The following is a 14,184-nucleotide window of genomic DNA, read 5'->3' as shown; positions in this document are numbered from 1 at the left end:
CTTTGACCTTAAAATTGACTTATCTACCAAAGAGAAGCTAAGAAAAAATCGGCTGTCCAAAGAAATGTGTATTTTTAGCCATGTGTACTTTATGTTGTTGCAAACACAAAACACAAAAAAACAGGGCAGGTTCAAATCACAGAATCTACCCTTATTTTAAAATCGGTTCTCAGACACTAGTGATTTTTTATAAGGACTCCTGTAGGTATGTTTTGTTATAAACAGAAATTTTTGCGGACAAAATTTGGCACCATCGACCATACATATTCAATTTATTACCGTACTCTTAGCTAGCACTAAAGGTGCTGATAAGTAATTTCAGTCAAATAACCTTTTTAAATATTTAATTACATTTATTTATAAACAAACTACAAAAATCATAATAAATATGAATTAAATTATTTAACTTTCCAGCCAGAACTTAAAAATACCCATAAATGAATAATCAGTTTAAAAATCTGTTTTTCCTATTTCTTCTTTTCTGTACTTTGGTCAGCTGTAAGGAAGAAGAAAGTCCAGAAACAAGTCTCCCCGCTGTAGGCACAGAAATGGAAGGTGGAATATTAGCTTATTTATTTACGCCTGCAGATGCTGGGTACAGAACAGGAGAAGTACATGGAATAATAGTTGCCATAGAAGATTTTCCCACTGATACACAATGGGGATGCCGGGGTTCTGAAGTAGGGGGTACTTCCCGGGAAATAGGCAATGGAAGGACCAATACCAGTACAGTGGCTGCATTTCATGACAACCTGCCTGATTATTATAATAATCCCTCCCAATGCCATCCTACAAATGACGGAACCGTAGCTGCTAAAATAGCTCAAGATTCTGAATATAATGGATATAATGATTGGTTCATACCTACCAGAGGCGAAGCACTTATCCTATATTCAAACCGGGAACAAATTGGAGGATTTTCAGAAAATGATTATTGGAGTTCGTGTGAATCGAACAGACAAGATGCCTGTGCCATGTCATTTGTCACAGGAGCTACCTTTTCAGCAGATAAAAGCATTAGAAAGAAGATCAGATTAATACGGTATTTTTAATTTAATGATTTAGCAGAAAAAACCTTTTATTCATTTCTAAGTGATTTAACAGGATTCATCATTGCGGCTTTTGAAGACTGAAAACTGACCGTGATCATCGCCACCAATAAGGTAATCATACCCGCTCCACAAAAATACCACCATTCCAAATTAATTTTATAAGCATATTGGCCCAGCCAATAGGCTACTATAAAATAGCTAATAGGAAGTCCTATTATCAAAGCCATCAATACAAGCTTAGTAAATTCGGAAGTGAGTAACCACGCGATTCCCAGTTCACTGGCCCCCAACGTTTTTCGGATACCGATCTCTTTTGTCCTCCTTTCGGCAGAGAATGCAGATAATCCAAACAATCCCAGACAGGAGATAAGGATTGCCAGTCCTGCAAAATATTTAGATAGTACTCCTACCCTTTCTTCTGCTTCATATAGCGCCTGATATTCGGCATCTATAAAAGTGTATGCAAACTCATAACCCGGATTGTATGACTTATAAAAGCTTTGTAAAGCCGCCAAGGTTTCTTTCTCTCTTCCTGACTGAATCTTGACAGCCGCTTTTTGCATACCGTTTCCCCAGTCATCTAATTTAAAGAAAGACGGTTTGACAGTCTCTTGCATTGATTCAAAATGATAATCCTGAACTACTCCTATTACTGTCCTATCCTGTCCCCATAGATTCACGCTGGCACCTACCGGTTCTTCGAGACCCATTATAGCCACAGCTTTTTCATTGAGGACTAATGCTGAACTGTCAGAAGCTACTTCTGCTGATAAGGTTCTTCCAGCTACTACCGGAATTCCAAAAACTTCAATAATCCCTGGACTTACAGTAAAATTTGCAAACTCTATTGTTTCCTCCGGATTTTTCCCATCCCAATGGACACCCACTGTTCTATTGGCATTTCCTATCATTCTTTGTTGCATACTGCCGGCATGAATTATTCCTGGAATTCTTTCTAGCTCTGACAAAAAAGTAATTGTGTTCAATGCTACCTTCCCTTCTACAGGAAAAGTCAGTACATTTTCTTTATCAAATCCCAGATTTTTGTTCTGGACATATTCGATCTGTAGATAAACTACAATGACAGAAACAATCATTACTACCGACAGTGCAAACTGAAAAGCTACCAAACCCTTTCTTGCCAGCAGTTCTCTGAAAGAACTTTTCATATTTCCCTTTAAAATCGAAACAAGATTGAATCCGGAAAGATAGAAGGCAGGATAACTTCCAGCCAACAGACCGGTAATTAGGGTGATCAATACTACCATCACAACCATAGAAGCATCAAGTCCCAATGACAATGCTTTACCCGTCACTACATTAAACTGCGGCAGTGCGAGAACCACTAGCAGTAAAGCTACCAAAAGAGAAATGAAGGCCATCGAAAGAGATTCTCCTAAGTACTGAAATACCAACACACTTTTATTAGCACCGATAGCTTTCTTAATGCCTACTTCCTTCACCCTTCGGGAGGCTTTGGCAGTAGATAAATTCATAAAATTAATACAGGCGATCAGGAGGATAAAAACCGCTATAAGTGAAAAAAGCTTGACATAAGATATCCTGCCGCCGGCCTGCTTCCCATTTTCATACAATCCATATAAATAAACATCTGCATTCGGTGTGGCAAATAGACTTCTAAAACCGGTTTCATCACTTTTGGTATGTAGGTAGTTTTCTATTTTGGAATTGAAAGCCTGTTCATCCGTTCCCTCTTCCAAAAGCAGATAAGCATGTGGCCCGGAATTACCCCAATGGACTACTGATGGATTGATTTCTTTGAAAGCTTCGAAGTTCACCAAAAAATCAAACCGTTCGGAACTATGGCGAGGTAAATCTCTCATCACCCCGGTAATCGTAACCGCATGGGCATATTGCATAAGGTTCACTTCCAAGGATTTCCCCACTAACCCTTCACTCGTATTGAATAATTTTTCAGCTAATGATTCAGTAATTACTATGGCATATTTATCATCAAGTACCTGATCTTTATCTCCCTCTACCAATGGGTAAGAGAATATCTTTAAGAAATCCTTTCCTACAAACTGTCCTTTTGATTTAACATGGTCGGCGCCTTCAACCTTCAGATTAAAATCTCCAAACCACTTCGCCGGAGCCACTGTGGCAGCATAAACCACTTCAGGAAAATCCTCCGCCATAGATTCGGCCAATAATCCTGCAGTATTAGGAATGGTATTGATATCTGCTCCAAGCCGGTGATTTTCCATCACCTGATAGATCTGGCTTTGCTTATCATGAAACCTATCCATTCTCAATTCATCCATCACCCAAAGAAAAATAAGCAGGGAGCAAGCCAGACCGGTTGACAAACCGATAAGGTTGATAAAAAATGAGCTTTTGAAGCGCTTAAAATTTCTGAAGATGAGTATGATATTATGATGCAGCATGATTTTCTTTTTTGTATTTTAAGGTATAAACTATTTTTATACCATTTGAAAACATTCATTTAGACCCTCTTGATCATGGTTTCTTTATCCTACACAGATCCGGATCGTACAAATATGTCCGCAAACGGCCGAATTTGATGTATGTTATTAAATGCATCGCTGTTGACCAATACATAAATCCAAAGATATATTCTGTTCCTCTGATCCCTCTGAGTTGTTCATTTCTATGGGATAAATCCAAATCCCCATACCAATTCTGAAAATTTCTGCCCAGCAAGGATGGTCACTCCTTTCGGCTCACCGGAAGCGAAGGTATTTACTTCTCTTTTTCTATCAAATCGCGATATTCTCTATAAATCAATATTATGTTTGTAATAATACCAAAAGCACCATATCATAGTGCTCGCCCATTTTAAACATGTACCAAATGAAATCAGGAGGGACAAAAAATTTATATCTATGATGTAGGATGTGAAAGAATATCTATTAAGCTAAACAGGTTACACCCATCTCAAACTTCTCATGGGATAACACTGAACTATATTAAAATGCTATCCTATTCTATTACTGTATTCGCCTCTAAATATATTCAATCATCAATTCCTTTTATCTTAACAGGCTCGCTAAACAAGCCTTTTACTACCCAACGCTCATCGTAGATTGAGGCGTATTCTATTTCTATGGCTATATTTTCAGAAGCAAAAAGATCATCCCATATATGAGGCCTCTTACCTTTATTTATTTTCATATGTATAATTTCTCTACCGGCCGGTATTACAAAACCAGCCATTAAATTAGAATAAATATCCCTTTGCCCATCATAAACTCCTTCATCGGAGAGGATAATAAAAATCATGGGATAATCAGTATTTTGATAAAATGCTATCTTTATAATGAACTTGGACATTTTTAATAAAGGCCGGTCCTATACCAAGATTTTCTACAGTAACAGTAAATTCATCTTCACTCATATAACTTGTGGCTACCAGCAAATAAGGCATCACCGAAGCCAATTGTTGTTTCTGCTCCAGATCAAACTGCTTGGTGGCTAAACTGGTCTGGTAGATCAGAATAAATAAGGTAACCGCACTGATAAACATCGCAGAAAAACTCAGTAGCCTGTTACTGTCTTTCCAAAATTTAGAATTGTCCCTATTTTCTTTAGGTAATTCAGTTTCCTCTTCCATTCTCCTCAGAAAATTACAAATACTTTTTTAATGTGTTCAATATATAAAATAACTTTCCTATTCCGTCAATCTGGCTTTTAAAAATATCAGGATTTCAATAATATGTATAAATGTACTGCCTGTAGGTCAGTTCACATACAGGCAGGACATTTCTTATTCCGTCTTTAAAGAATTGACAGGATTAACCCGCGCCGCCCTGAAAGACTGAAGCGTGACTGTCATATAAGCTATGCTCAAAATAACCATGGCCGCCAATGGAATAAACCACCATTCAAATTCAATGCTGTAAGCATAACCGCTTAGCCAGTCCTGCATGAACCAATATGCCATTCCCGAACCGATAGCGATCGAAATCAAAACGATGATCAAAAATTCTTTGTTAATCACATTTAAAATGGATAAAGTAGAAGCTCCCAAGACTTTTCTGATGCCTATTTCTTTGGTCTTTTGCTCAGCTATATGGGCGGATAAACCTAATAAACCCAAACAGGAAATCAATATGGTCAAAATACTAAAGTATTTGGCCAAATCTCTTAGCCGGACATCTTCACTGTACATTCTTGCATAGTTATCGTCCATAAAACTATACTGAAAAGGAAAATCAGGATTGATTTCAGCTGCTATATTTTCTATGGATGCGAGGGTGTTTTGGATATTCGCAGTATTCAGGCGGATAAATCCCTGGCCCGCATAATCAGGCCCTAATAGGAAAATAACAGGCTCCATATTTTCATGCACACTTTGGAAGTGAAAATCCGCGACCACCCCTGTGATGTTTCTCTCTTCATCATATAGACTGAAGGACGTAGCATCAGGATTTCCCTGCGTGATCAGCTGGTATGCTTTTTCGTTGATAATGGCTCCCTGTAACGAATCAGCTCCTTTATTGATATTGAAATCCTCACCTTTTACCAATTTCATTCCCACTGTTTCAATGAACCCATAGTCCACAAACATGATTTCAAAGAGCGCGGTGAAGTTTGGGTCTTTTCCCTCCCAGCTTACACCTCCTGTGTTTGAATTGCGTCCTAATAGATTATGGGTAGATCGGCTTACAGATTTTATTTCCGGATGTTGTTCCAGCCTGGTTTTGAACGCGTTAAAATTAGCGCCAATCTGTCCTTCTAAAGGCATGGTCAATAATTGCTCTTTCACATAGCCCAGATCTTTCTGAAGGGCATAATTGATCTGCTGATAAATCACCACCGTAGAAACGATCAGTGTGGTAGCCAGGATAAATTGCGCCAGTACCAATCCCTTTCGGGCCCACACTACATTTTTACCGGCTTTCATATTGTTTTTAAATACTGCCACTACTTTGGTAGCGGAAAGATAAAATGCCGGATAACTTCCTGCTACAGTCCCAGTAAAGAGAATAATGATCAGTAAATACAGCCAAAATCCTCCTTCCGAATAAGGTATGGAAAGCGTTTTTCCTGTCAACTCATTGAAAACCGGCATGGTAATGATCACCAATAGTAAAGCAAATAATGAAGCAATAAACGTCAGTATGAGGGATTCGCTTAAAAACTGGAATATCAGACTACTGTTTTCTGCCCCCACGACTTTTCTTACACCTACTTCTTTGGCTCTTTTCTGAGACTTGGCTGTAGAAAGGTTCATAAAGTTAATACAGGCAATCAATAATACGAAGATCCCGATTATCGAAAACAGTCTTACATATTCGATCCTTCCTCCCTGTTGCTTTCCATCTACGAATTTACCACGTAGATACAGTTCCTTCTGTGGATAGGCAATTAATGTTACATTACTGTTTTCATATCGCTCTTTTACAAATCCCGCAATACCTTCAGAAAAAGCTTCAGCATTAGTATTAGGACGCAATCTCACCAAAGTGTTGGGCCCATTGCTATCCCATCGTCGCATCCATTCATTATTTGGATGATCAAAGGTAACCTGATAGGGCAGTATATATTCAAATTTCCAAGTACTATTGGAAGGGAGGGTTTCCAAGACAGCCTGCACATAAAAGCTCCTCACCGTATCGTCCTTCATAACCAGTTCTTCCCCCAATACATCAGTCCTGCCAAACAGTTTTATAGCGGCCTCTTTGGTCAGGACAATGTTGGATTTTTCGGTAAGGATCTTCTCCCTGTCCCCGTGAAGGAGCTCATATTGGAGGATGTGTAGATAATCAGGTTCAGCGTAAAAACCTTCCAGCTTCACTCTGGTATCCTCCTGAACAAAGAGGTTTTTTTCCATCCAGGTAAATGTAGTGGCTAATTCTACTTCTGGCTGTACTTCCTTTAGTTCCTTAGCTAATACCCCCGGAGTAGAGGCAAAAGTATAAATCTCGTCGCCGTAGCGCTGGTGTCCCATCACCCTGTAGACTTGATCGATATCTTTAAAATCACGGTTCATCGACAGTTCATCCTGTACCCAAAGTCCGATGAGCATGGCTACCCACAAGCCCAGGGCAAGGCCGAAGAGGTTGATAAAAAAGGTCAGCTTGTGCTTAGCAAAGCCCCTGAATGCTATTTTGAAATAGTTTTTTAACATGGGATTAAAAATTAGTCAGATTGACATCAGACATGGAATTGCTCCTTGATATTTTCAGTTACTACCTTACCATCAAACAGATTGATGATCCTATGGGCATAATTGGCATCATGAGGAGAGTGGGTTACCATCACGATGGTTGTGCCTTCATTATTTAGCTCCTCTAACAGCCGCATTACTTCTTCACCATTTGCAGAATCCAGGTTACCTGTAGGCTCATCGGCAAGGATGACAGATGGTCTGGCTACTATAGCGCGGGCTATGGCCACCCGCTGCTGCTGTCCACCGGAGAGCTGCTGCGGGAAGTGATCCTTTCGGTGCATGATGTTCATCCTGGTCAGCACCTCTTCTACCCTTCTTTTGCGTTCATCAGAAGGAATCTTAAGATATAACAGTGGAAGCTCCACATTTTCATAGCAGGTAAGTTCGTCGATGAGGTTAAAGCTCTGGAAGACGAAGCCAATGTTTCCCTTCCGTAGCTGTGACCGCTGCCTTTCTGAAAACTTAGCGACTTCATGATCAATGAAGTGGTATTCACCGGAGTCCGGATTATCAAGAAGTCCTATGATATTCAAAAGCGTAGATTTACCACAACCTGATGGGCCCATGATGGCTACAAATTCACCTTTTTTAATCTCTATCTGAATATCATCCAGTGCGGTAGTTTCTACCTCCTCAGTGGTGTAGAGTTTTTTAAGATTGACGGTTTTGATAATGTTTTGCATGTGATGTGATTATTATGAAAATTAAATTATAAGTCAGATGACCAATGATAATTCTACTAATTGATTTTTGATTTTAAATGATGCTATCATGTCCATTAAATGAAATGCTTCTGCATATTGAATATCAAACTCTTCTCTAGAGATATATTTTTTTCGCGTGGCTTTATGTAAACATGTAACTACTTAGGGCTATAGAATCCACAGCTCCTCTAATTTGTGAAATTAAATTATAAATTTCTACTTTGGGGAATTTCGAACTTGCCATAAATATATCTTCTCCAAAATCTATTGCCTTTTGCCAGATCAATAACTTTTCAAATTTAAATTGCATGGAGTTTTTTAATTAAGTTTAGAATATATAAGAGATAAATAATGATACGATAATTTTTATATGTTCTATTCTTAATTTCCTATCTAACGCAAACACCTCACTTCCTGGTCATCTGTCATCTCACTGCAGATTCAGCACCTCATTTCTGCCAAAATTTTCGTATCCCGATATGATGACCCGTTCGCCTTTAGATAGACCATCCAGCACTTCATAGAATTCAGGGTTTTTGCGGCCCAACCTGATGTCGCGCCTTTCCGCTCTACCATTCTTTTCATTGATCACAAATACCCAGTTACCTCCTGTATCTTTATAAAAGCCTCCTGTAGGGATTAGAGTTGTCTGCTGACTTTCACCCAGCTCCAACCTGATCCTTACAGTCTGCCCCCTTCGGATACCGGAGGGGGCCTCATCGGTAAAAATCATATCTACCTCAAATCTACCACCGGTCACATTAGGATAAATCTTATTGATTTCCAGTTCATACGATCCACCAGAAAAGGTAAAAGTTCCTTTCAAACCTGTATTTACTCTAGGCAAATAGAGCTCATCTATGGGAACCCTTACTTTATACCTATCCTGAATATCTATCTGGCCATAACGCTGTCCGGCACTGATGGACTGGCCCACTTCTATCTGCTCAGTAGCAAGCTGTCCGGATATAGGTGCACGGACTACCAAATTATCTAATATATGTCCAACCCCCGACAGTGACTGCTCCATTCGTGTTTCAGAATCTCTTAATTGACGTTTTTGGACAGATCGTGCTATAGAATCATTTAAATATGAAGCATAAGTCAGTTTTTTTCTTTTCAGGTTATAATCATACTGCTCCTTAACCTCCTCCAGCTCTCGATCGGAGATGAGCTTTTTGCCATGCAGCTCTTTGAACCGCTCGTACTGAGGCTTTAATAGGTTGATCTGGTAATCAATTTCAGCCAGCTGTGCCTGCTGATTAAGGTCGTTTTGATCCAAAAGTAGCCTGGTCTGTCTTAAATTATTGATCTGAAAATAAAGATCTGTCTCCCGCTGCATCACGTCCAGTTGCAGGTTGGAATTGGTCAGGACCAAAATAGTATCGCCTGTATTGACCATAGCACCTGATTCCCTGACTATACGCTGAATATTCCCTCTTTCTATAGCATCTAAATAAAACACCTCACCCGGTTCTATGCTGCCACTCACAGGTATATAATCAGTAAACTCTCCTTGGGTTACTGTAGCTATTGTGATCCTATCACTACTGACCCGCATAGACGATCGGCTGTCTGCAAAAACCAACTGGTATACTACTAAACTTATTATCAAAACACCCCCAGCTATCATGCTGATAAATTTTGGTGTCCATGTTTTTTTCTCTAATTTCCGATCCATTTCTTCTAGTCACTGATTATTCTCTGTTCTGATTATGCCAATATATATGCCATGGCAAAACAATCGAAATTGGTCTATTGGGGGCCAATTTCCCCTCCTACGGATCATTTTATCGAACATTATTGTCCGCATTCGACCAAAACTGTAATGATGTGAACAAATGATTCTATATTTTAACAGAGTAGAAAAAAATTAAATAACCTAAATTTAATGGATAGGGCATCTTAAACTGCATATTAAACAGCGACCAAAGAAAACGGTATAACTTTAGTCATATAAAGACCGGGAATTCTAGTTTGAATTGCGTAAATTTTATTTGGGATAATAAATTAACATGAAAGAGCAAAAATCCGGTAAGATCTTAATTGTAGATGACAATGAAGATTTATTAAAAGCTGCAAAGATTTTTTTAAAAAGAAATTTTGGCCAGGTCGATACAGAAACCAACCCTGACTTATTGCCTATCCTTATAGTGAACGAACAGTATGATGTCATCATGCTGGACATGAATTTTACCAAAGATGTAAGCAGTGGTCAAGAAGGCTTTTATTGGCTGGATAGAATTCTGGAACTTGACTCCTCGGCAGTGGTGGTTATGATCACTGCCTATGGAGATGTCAATACGGCTGTGAAAGCAATCAAAGAAGGGGCTACTGATTTTGTTTTGAAGCCCTGGGAAAACGAAAAGCTTTTGGCCACTCTCAATGCTGCTTTACGCCTGAGGCAATCTAAATTAGAAGTATCAGAGCTAAAGACGCAGCAGCATCAGCTTTATCAGGATATCGACAGTAAATTCAAAGATATCATCGGGCAGAGCAGCGCGATGCAAAAAATATTCGAAACTATAGAGCGGGTAGCCGTGACAGACGCCAATGTATTGATATTGGGAGAAAATGGTACCGGCAAGGAACTCATCGCCAGAGCCATCCACAGAAACTCAAAAAGATACCGAGAGGCTTTTGTCGGGGTAGATTTGGGTGCTATTACTACTACTCTGTTTGAAAGCGAGTTATTTGGGCACAAAAAAGGATCCTTTACTGACGCTAAAGAAGATAGAGCGGGGAGATTTGAACAGGCAAATAAAGGTACCCTTTTCCTAGATGAAATAGGGAACCTCCCCCTCCCCCTTCAATCTAAACTTCTCGCTGCTCTTCAAAATAGAGAAGTAACACGTGTAGGAGCAAATAAACCCATCCCTGTCAATATCAGGCTGATCTCTGCCACCAATATGCCCATCCACCATATGGTATATGAAAATACTTTCCGGCAGGATCTACTTTATAGGATAAATACAATCGAGATAAAATTACCATCTTTAAAAGAAAGACTTGAAGACATACCGTTGCTAGCAAACCATTTCATAGACACCTATTCCAGAAAATACAATAAGGATATACGAAAAGCAGGAGAGGCATTGATCAAAAGAATGCAAAAATATCACTGGCCAGGTAATATCCGAGAGCTTCAGCACAGCATAGAGCGGGCAGTGATCATGACCAATCACAGTGTACTGCAGCCTGAAGACCTCTTTTTTCAAAAGAATGTCCTTCCGGAAAAACAGGATGAAATGGTGAGTATAGATCATTTGAACATTGAAGATGTGGAGAAGATCCTGATCCGAAAAGCACTCCAAAAGCATAACGGACACATCACCCGGGCAGCTGAAGAACTTGGGCTTACACGATCTTCCCTTTATAGACGCCTGGAAAGATATGGGCTTTAAATCATTTGCTTTTGGTGTCATCTATAGGGTTATATTATTGGTAGGGGCTGCTTTCCTAGGTACAACTTTATGGATAAACGACAGTTCATATCTATTAGCTTCAGTCATCATTCTGATTTTAGGCTTTCAAACATATAACCTTATTGAATATGGAAATACTACTAATAAGAAAATAACAAGGTTCTTAGAATCGATACGATATGCAGATTTTTCTTCATCATTTACTAAAGACAGTCCGTTAGGCAAATCTTTTAAAGAAATGAACATGTCCTTTAATGAGGTCATTAAAGCTTTTAAAAAAACTAGAGCTGAAAAAGAGGAACAAATGCTTTTTCTTCAAATTATGATCCAACATATCAATACCGGAATCATATCCTTTGATCATACCGGAAAGATCGGGGTCATCAATGGAGCAGCTAAACAACTGTTGAAAATCCCGCAATTTAAAGATATCTATGATTTTGGTAAGTTGTCAAGATCGCTTTTGGAGAAAATTCTCCAAATAAAACCTGGGGGTTCTTTTGCTATAAAGATCAACCATGACTTACATCTCAATTTCCAATCAGCGTCATTTAAAATGGGTGGTGTCAGTTGGACACTATTATCTTTTCAAAACATCCAGTCAGAACTACAGAAAAACGAGTTAGAGGCTTGGCAGAATCTAACTAAAGTGCTGAGACATGAGATTATGAATTCTATGACCCCTATAGCTAGCTTGGCCAATTCCCTAGGCATCATCTTAGAAGAAGATGTATTAGAAGTAAATGAAGAATTGGTCATCGATCATGATGGCTTTGAAGACCTACGGGAAGGACTGAGTACTATAGCTAAAAGAAGTTCGGGCCTTGTAGACTTTGTGAACGCATACAGGGATTATACCAGTATTCCGCAACCGATTTTAAAAAACTTTACGGTTAAAGTTCTATTTGAAAATATTACAGTACTCCTAAAAGAAGAAATGAACAAATCTGAAGTTTGCTTGATCTATGATATAAGCCCGGCAGACCTTGAAATCAACGCAGATCAGGAACTTATTCAGATGATTTTAATTAATCTGATAAAAAATGCTAAAGAAGCATTGGATAAATCAAAAGATAAAACCATTAAGCTAAAAGCAGGATTAAATACCCTTTCCCATCCATATATCAAAGTCATAGACCATGGAGAAGGAATAGTACCGGAAGCACTGGAAAGAATATTTGTACCTTTTTATACAACCAAAAAAACCGGTAGTGGTATTGGTCTATCCATATCCAGACAGATCATGAACCTTCATAAGGGATATTTGGAAGTCAATTCCATTCCTGATCAGGAGACGGTGTTTACTTTAAGTTTTGTTTAACTATTTAATCTATTACAGAGTATCAAAAAAAGGATCAGTCCGAATTTCTGGGGATTTAGTATTTTAAACATAGATGTTTGATAGCCTGAATAGGAAGAACTCGACATTGGTTACGCTTCTGAACTGTGCTCTGAATGTTTTTTATTTTAGCGTTGAATGATTCAGCCGAAGCATTTGTACTTCTTTTGTCAAAGAAGTTGAGAATAGAGGTGTAGTGGTTTTGTATGGTTCTAGCAACTGTGTTGAATGATTTGAATCATTCCACTTCATTGTACCACTGAGCCAGTTTAGTGAAAGCGATTCCTTTTATCTTGCTAGTTTGGTAGATTCTAGCTAAAGATCTTGAAAGTTTGTACGCTTTTACCAGATCTGGGTAACGCTTGAAAAGAATTTCAGCACGGTGGACCTGAGAAACCGTCCATTTGTCCTCTCCTTTAAACAGCAAGTATCTACTTCTAGGCAGCAGTTGTTTTTCTGTATCTCCATTTTCAAGCTTATGGGGGATAAAGGCCTTTTTGCATTCCCTGCTCAGTTCTATTTCTTTGTTTTCCTGCTCAATGGCATTTATCCGCATTTCCTGGACTGCGTCATAGACCAGTTTTTGGACGTGAAACCGGTCTGTAACCTGCTGGGCTTTAGGGAAGCTACTGCGCACGATCTTTTCCATGCTTGCTGCCATGTCCAGAGTCACTTCCACGAGTTTTTTTTTCTTCGGGCAGCTTTTTGAGGATAGCGCTCACACCTTCACTATCTGTGCCTTTTATCATGGCCACCATACTACCTTTTCTCCCTTTTGCTGCTTTATTGGTCACGATTGTATATAGTTCTCCCTGAGATAGGGCCGTCTCATCGATACTTAGATGCGTCCCAAGGTTTTCAGGCAAAGTATCCTATCTTTTGCATGATCCTTTTGATGCCAGTCCATGAAGTTACTTAAGTGGAAGACATACTGATGTTCAAGCACTTTTCCGTTTAGGTGGAATGTGTCAGCCAGGCTTTTGCCGCTTACGGGAGATGAGTCCAATCGTTCCTTTTTAAAAAAACGCGAATTCCTCTGTCATTCGCGTTCCATTTACTACCAATTTCCAACCTCTGCTTACGTTATTGCCTGTGTCCTCATTTAGCCATCTTCTTCTCTTAATTTTCAGAAAACATGCTTTGCCACGAAGCGGAAAATCCTGAATGGTCACTTCATCATAAAAACCTTTGGAAGAAAGCTTCACCCCTGGAAGATGTTCGGGATGGATGTTTAGTTCCTCCAGGTAAATATGATTGGCACCATCCTTACGACCTGCGGAAGTAACCTTAAAAAAGTCAAGTAAACCTGACGGCAATAGCAAGCTGAGAAAGTCTGTCTGTTCCAATTCTTTTTTTTACAAAGAAAATCAATTCAGTTAGAACCCCCAACTTTTAGGACTGGTCCGAGAATAGGAGGATACACTCCGCAGTCATATAAATAAACCATCTCCTTATCTGGTAATCCGTGGTGCCATTTCAGTTACCCCCAAACGCAAAAAAGCCTTCA

11 protein-coding genes and 1 pseudogene are annotated in these 14,184 nt (G+C 39.1%); 3 read left to right on the top strand and 9 right to left on the bottom strand.

Annotated features, from left to right (window positions below; genetic code table 11):
* The first annotated feature begins 437 nt into the window (after positions 1-437).
* The gene (locus EL17_RS16550) at positions 438-1,052 is read left to right on the top strand and encodes a DUF1566 domain-containing protein (protein WP_035076645.1); all 615 of its coding nucleotides are present in this window, start codon (positions 438-440) and stop codon (positions 1,050-1,052) included.
* Between the two features lie 26 nt (positions 1,053-1,078).
* Here EL17_RS16550 and EL17_RS16545 read toward each other — a convergent pair whose 3' ends face one another.
* From EL17_RS16545 to EL17_RS16520, 7 genes are all read right to left on the bottom strand, one after another.
* Positions 1,079-3,460, bottom strand: a complete 2,382-nt coding sequence (locus EL17_RS16545) for an ABC transporter permease (RefSeq protein ID WP_035076643.1) — start codon at positions 3,458-3,460, stop codon at positions 1,079-1,081.
* Positions 3,461-4,049: 589 nt separating this feature from the next.
* A complete protein-coding gene (locus tag EL17_RS16540) occupies positions 4,050-4,316 on the bottom strand; it encodes a hypothetical protein (protein WP_164675124.1) in 267 nt (88 codons plus the stop codon).
* A gap of 7 nt (positions 4,317-4,323) precedes the next feature.
* Positions 4,324-4,647, bottom strand: coding sequence for a hypothetical protein (locus EL17_RS16535; RefSeq protein ID WP_035076637.1), 324 nt, complete (start codon positions 4,645-4,647; stop codon positions 4,324-4,326).
* Between the two features lie 153 nt (positions 4,648-4,800).
* Positions 4,801-7,167, bottom strand: a complete 2,367-nt coding sequence (locus tag EL17_RS16530) for an ABC transporter permease (RefSeq protein WP_035076634.1) — start codon at positions 7,165-7,167, stop codon at positions 4,801-4,803.
* A 26-nt stretch (positions 7,168-7,193) separates the two neighbouring features.
* Entirely contained in the window at positions 7,194-7,892 is a 699-nt protein-coding gene (locus tag EL17_RS16525; RefSeq protein ID WP_035076631.1) for an ABC transporter ATP-binding protein, read from the bottom strand.
* A 163-nt stretch (positions 7,893-8,055) separates the two neighbouring features.
* Positions 8,056-8,157, bottom strand: a complete 102-nt coding sequence (locus tag EL17_RS24375) for a hypothetical protein (RefSeq protein ID WP_394332176.1) — start codon at positions 8,155-8,157, stop codon at positions 8,056-8,058.
* Between the two features lie 186 nt (positions 8,158-8,343).
* Complete coding sequence (locus EL17_RS16520) at positions 8,344-9,594, bottom strand: efflux RND transporter periplasmic adaptor subunit (RefSeq protein ID WP_035076628.1); 1,251 nt, start codon at positions 9,592-9,594, stop codon at positions 8,344-8,346.
* A 334-nt stretch (positions 9,595-9,928) separates the two neighbouring features.
* Between EL17_RS16520 and EL17_RS16515 the strand changes: the two genes are divergently transcribed.
* Positions 9,929-11,317, top strand: a complete 1,389-nt coding sequence (locus EL17_RS16515; protein ID WP_035076624.1) for a sigma-54-dependent transcriptional regulator — start codon at positions 9,929-9,931, stop codon at positions 11,315-11,317.
* The gene (locus EL17_RS16510) at positions 11,265-12,659 is read left to right on the top strand and encodes a sensor histidine kinase (protein ID WP_240486007.1); all 1,395 of its coding nucleotides are present in this window, start codon (positions 11,265-11,267) and stop codon (positions 12,657-12,659) included. The genes EL17_RS16515 and EL17_RS16510 overlap by 53 nt, the downstream gene beginning before the upstream one ends.
* 55 nt (positions 12,660-12,714) lie before the next feature.
* Here EL17_RS16510 and EL17_RS16505 read toward each other — a convergent pair.
* Both EL17_RS16505 and EL17_RS16500 read right to left on the bottom strand, forming a co-directional pair.
* A pseudogene (locus tag EL17_RS16505) lies at positions 12,715-13,326 on the bottom strand (ISAon1 family transposase).
* A 367-nt stretch (positions 13,327-13,693) separates the two neighbouring features.
* On the bottom strand, positions 13,694-14,023 hold the full coding sequence (locus tag EL17_RS16500) for an ISAon1 family transposase N-terminal region protein (RefSeq protein ID WP_035076620.1): 330 nt from the start codon (positions 14,021-14,023) through the stop codon (positions 13,694-13,696).
* Positions 14,024-14,184: the final 161 nt, after the last annotated feature.

This window comes from Anditalea andensis, assembly GCF_000714815.1.
Classification (GTDB): Bacteria; Bacteroidota; Bacteroidia; order Cytophagales; family Cyclobacteriaceae; genus Anditalea; species Anditalea andensis.
The sequence above is the reverse complement of the archived record's forward strand: the minus strand, read 5'-3'. Positions and strand labels throughout refer to the sequence as shown.